The organism is Geoalkalibacter sp. (genome assembly GCF_030604225.1).
In the GTDB taxonomy this organism is placed as follows: domain Bacteria; phylum Desulfobacterota; class Desulfuromonadia; order Desulfuromonadales; family Geoalkalibacteraceae; genus Geoalkalibacter.
In genome coordinates, this window is record NZ_JAUVWH010000186.1 from 1 (window position 1) to 4,279 (window position 4,279).

5 protein-coding genes are annotated in these 4,279 nt (G+C 65.6%); all 5 read left to right on the forward strand.

Going from position 1 to position 4,279, the window contains the following annotated elements:
* On the forward strand, positions 1-259 hold a 259-nt coding region (locus QAT43_RS14420), incomplete at its 5' end, for a methylenetetrahydrofolate reductase (RefSeq protein WP_305043787.1).
* A gap of 54 nt (positions 260-313) precedes the next feature.
* On the forward strand, positions 314-1,408 hold the full coding sequence (gcvT, locus tag QAT43_RS14425) for a glycine cleavage system aminomethyltransferase GcvT (protein ID WP_305043788.1): 1,095 nt from the start codon (positions 314-316) through the stop codon (positions 1,406-1,408).
* 69 nt (positions 1,409-1,477) lie between these two features.
* The gene (gene gcvH / locus QAT43_RS14430; protein ID WP_305043789.1) at positions 1,478-1,861 is read left to right on the forward strand and encodes a glycine cleavage system protein GcvH; all 384 of its coding nucleotides are present in this window, start codon (positions 1,478-1,480) and stop codon (positions 1,859-1,861) included.
* 32 nt (positions 1,862-1,893) lie between these two features.
* Entirely contained in the window at positions 1,894-3,243 is a 1,350-nt protein-coding gene (gene gcvPA / locus QAT43_RS14435; protein ID WP_305043790.1) for an aminomethyl-transferring glycine dehydrogenase subunit GcvPA, read from the forward strand.
* On the forward strand, positions 3,240-4,279 hold a 1,040-nt coding region (gcvPB, locus tag QAT43_RS14440), incomplete at its 3' end, for an aminomethyl-transferring glycine dehydrogenase subunit GcvPB (protein WP_305043791.1). The genes gcvPA and gcvPB, both read left to right, overlap by 4 nt.

A 4,279-nucleotide genomic window follows, 5' to 3' on the forward strand; every position in this document is an offset into this window, starting at 1 on the left:
GACGCGGCCCCTTGGCGTGCCGGTGATCCTCGGCGTGCTGCTGCTCAAGAGCGCCCGCATGGCGCGCTACCTCAATACCCATATCCCCGGCGTGCGTGTCCCCGACGCGATTCTTGCCCGGCTGGAGGCCGCGACGGACCCTCTGGCCGTGGGCATCGAGCTGGCGCGCGAACTCGTGGGCGTGGCGCGGCGTCATTGCCAGGGTGTGCACCTGATGACCCTGGGCTGCGAGGATAGGATTCCCGAGATTCTCTGCTAAGCTTGTGACTGCCGCCGCAGGTGAAAAATCACGGCGCGCGCGGCAAGGAGGCCTATGCTCAAGCGGACCGCTCTATATCCGGCGCATCGCGAAATGGGTGCGCGCATGGTGGAATTCGGCGGCTGGGAGATGCCGGTGCAGTATCGCGGCGTCATCGAGGAACATCTCGCCGTGCGTCATGCGGCGGGGCTGTTCGATGTCTCCCACATGGGCGAAATCGAGGTCAAGGGCCCTCAGGCCGAAGCTTTTTTGCAGGAACTGTGCGTCAATGACGTCAGCCGCCTGAGCAATGGACAGGCCCAGTACACCGCCATGTGCTATCCCACGGGCGGCGTGGTGGACGACCTGCTCATCTACCGCTTCGACGGCGAGCACTTCTTGTTGTGCGTCAACGCCGCCAACACGGACAAGGATTTTGCCTGGATCGAGCAGGTGCTCGAGGACAGCGATTTTTCGGCGGTCAAGTGTCGTAATGTCAGTGCTGATTTCGCCCAGCTTGCCCTGCAGGGGCCGGCCGCCGTGACCATTCTCGCGCGCCTCACCGATACGGCGCTGGAGCGCATCGCAAGCTACCATTTCTACGAAGGGCTGGTGGCCCAGGTGCCCTGCATCCTTTCGCGCACCGGCTACACCGGCGAGGATGGGTTCGAGCTCTACTGCCATCCCGAGGCCGCCCTGACCCTGTGGCGCGCCCTGCTTGAGGTCGGCGGCGACGAAGGTTTGCTGCCGGCCGGCTTGGGGGCGCGCGACACCCTGCGCCTGGAAATGAAATATCCCCTTTACGGCCATGAGCTGAGTCCGGAGATTACCCCCCTCGAAGCCGGTCTCGGCTGGATCACGCGCCTGGACAAGCCCAGCTTCATCGGCCGCGAGGCGCTGCTGCGTCAACAGGAGGCGGGAATCCCCCGGCGCCTGGTCGGCCTGCTCCTGACCGAAGCAGGCGTGCCGCGGGCCGGCTACCCGGTTTTCCACGGAGGCGAGCCGGTGGGGGTAGTCACCAGCGGCACCCTGTCGCCCAGCCTGCGCCAGGGCATTGCCATCGCCCTGGTGCGCGACGGTCTGCAGCGCCCGGGCACGCTTCTGGACATCGGCATCCGCCAGCGGCGGGTGACGGCGGAAGTGGTCAAAACCCCTTTCTTGCGTAAATAGGCCAAGTGTGTTTATCCGGGGCGCCGGCTTTCGGGGGCGTCCTTTTTCTATCGTTCAGGAGGCGCAGACATGGAGTTTCCCGAGGAGCTCAAGTACACGGAAGAGCATGAATGGGTACTGGTGGAGGATGACCTGGTGACGGTCGGCATTACCGATTTTGCCCAGGACTCACTGGGCGACGTGGTGTTTGTCGAGCTGCCCGAGGTGGGCGTCAAGGTCGAGGCGGGCAAGCCCTTCGGCGTGGTCGAGTCGGTCAAGGCGGTCTCCGATATCTATGCCCCGGTGTCGGGCGAGGTCGTCGAGGTCAATGAGGAGTTGCCCGAGACGCCCGAAGTGCTCAATACCTCGCCCTATGAGGACGGCTGGATGATCAAGATCCGCATCAGCGATCCGGGTGAACTCGACGAACTGCTCGACGCCGACGCTTACCGCGAATTCATCGAAGAGGAATAGGCTGTCCCGACCTCGCCCGGGAGGATTCCATCATGCGTTATATTCCCCACACTCCGGATGACGTGCGGCAGATGCTGGCCGTGATTGGCGCCGGGGACGTCGAGGAGCTGTTCCGCGAGATTCCCGCCGCCCTGCGCCTCGGCCGTCCCCTGGATCTGCCCGAGGCGCGCAGCGAGGCCGAGCTGCTTGCCGAATTGAACTGCCTGGCGCGGCGCAACGCCACCGGCGAAACCCACCGCATGTTTCTCGGCGGCGGCGCCTATCGGCATTTCATCCCCGCCGTGGTCGACCATCTCATCTCGCGCAGCGAGTTCTACACCGCCTACACGCCCTATCAGCCCGAAATCAGCCAGGGCACCTTGCAGGCGATTTTCGAGTTCCAGACCCTGATCTGCCAGCTCACCGGCATGGATGTGGCCAACGCCTCCATGTACGACGGCGCTTCGGCCTGCGCCGAGGCGGTGCTTATGGCCAGCCGCGCGACGCGACGCGGGCGGGTGTTGCTTGCCGCTTCCCTGCATCCCGATTATCGCGCCACGGTGGCGACCTACTGCCGCTACCTCGACCTGGAGCTGATCGAGGTGCCCTGCGATGATACGGGCCGCACCGATCTGGCCGCCCTGGAGGGGCAACTGGACGAGCGCTGCGCCGGCCTGGTGCTGGGCTATCCCAACTTTTTCGGCGTCATCGAGGATCTGGCGGCGACCGCGCGGCTGACCGCAGCCCATGGAGCGCGGCTCATCGCGGCGGTGCAGGAACCCCTGGCCTTGGGCCTGTTGAAATCGCCGGGCGAACTGGGTGCCGACATCGTGGTGGGCGAGGGGCAGAGCTTCGGCCTGCCGCTGGCCTTCGGCGGGCCCTATCTGGGTTTTTTCGCCGCCCGCCGGCAGGATTTGCGCAACCTTCCCGGGCGCCTGGTGGGCGAAACCCTCGACAGTCGCGGACAGCGTGGTTTCGTCCTGACCCTGGCGACCCGCGAACAACACATCCGCCGTGAGAAGGCCACCTCCAACATCTGCTCCAATCAGGGCCTCTGCGCCTTGGCGGCCACCATTTACCTGGCGCTGCTGGGGCGGCGCGGCCTGCGCGAGTTGGCCGAGCACAATCTGGCCAAGGCTGCCTATGCCCGCGGGAAAATCGCCGCGCTGCCGGGTTTTCGCCTACCGTTCAGCGGCCCGGTGTTCAACGAGTTCGTCGTCGAGGCACCGCATTCGGCCGTCGAGGTACTGCGGCATGTTCAGTCGCGCGACATTCTCGGCGGTATTCCCCTGGCGCGCTGGTATCCGCACATGCCTAATCGTTTTCTGGTGTGCGTGACCGAGCAGAACCGGCGCGAGGACATTGACGCCCTATGCGCGGCCTTGAGCGGAGGTGCCCCATGAGCCAGGTGGGAACGCGCGGTCTGCAACTCAACGAAAAACTGCTGTTCGAGCATTCCGACAAGGGGCGCAAGGGCTATAGCCTGCCGGCCCTCGACGTGCCGGCGGCGCACCTGCCAAGCGAACTGGTGCGCGCGGACATCCCCGGTTTTCCGGAGCTGTCGGAGTTGGACGTGGTGCGCCATTTTACACGCCTTTCGACCTGGAATTACGGCGTCGATACGGGTTTCTACCCCCTGGGCAGCTGCACCATGAAATACAACCCCAAGGTCAATGAGGTGGCCTGCCGGCTGCCCGGCTTCGCCGGGGTCCATCCCTATGCGCCACAGGAGTTGGCCCAGGGCGCGCTGGAGCTCATGTACCAGTTGCAGCAGGATCTGGCCGAAATCTCCGGGCTGCCCGCCGTGACCCTGCAACCCGGCGCCGGGGCTCATGGCGAGTTGGCGGGGATGCTCATGATTCGTGCCTGGCACGAGGCGCGCGGCGAGAATCGGCAAAAGGTGCTGATCCCCGATACCGCCCACGGCACCAACCCTGCCACCGCCGCTCTGTGCGGCTATCAGGTGGTGCCCTTGGTCAGCGACGGCGTGTTGCGCGCCGCGACGGTCGCGGCGGCCATGGATGAGGACGTGGCGGCCCTCATGATCACCAATCCCAACACCCTGGGGCTGTTCGAGAGCGAAATCGGCGCGATCTGCGCCATCGTCCACGCGCGCGGCGGACTGGTCTACTGCGACGGCGCCAATCTCAACGCCCTGTTGGGGATCGCGCGCCCCGGCGACATGGGCATCGACGTCATGCATTTCAATCTGCACAAGACCTTCGCCACGCCCCATGGCGGCGGCGGACCCGGCGCTGGGCCGGTCGGAGTGACGGCGGAACTGGCGCCCTTTCTGCCGGTGCCGGTGGTGATCCGCGACGGCGCGGATTTTCGTCTCGATGACGACCGCCCGCTCAGCGTCGGCACCCTCAAGGGCTTCCATGGTCATTTCGGCGTGCTGGTGCGCGCCCTGGCCTACATTCGCAGCCTGGGGCCGCA

Excerpts from the sequence above, each read along its gene's own strand:
- gcvPA (WP_305043790.1), top strand. The coding sequence starts at position 1,894 with ATGCGTTATATTCCCCACACTCCGGATGACGTGCGGCAGATGCTGGCC.
- gcvT (WP_305043788.1), top strand. The coding sequence starts at position 314 with ATGCTCAAGCGGACCGCTCTATATCCGGCGCATCGCGAAATGGGTGCG.
- gcvH (WP_305043789.1), top strand. The coding sequence starts at position 1,478 with ATGGAGTTTCCCGAGGAGCTCAAGTACACGGAAGAGCATGAATGGGTA.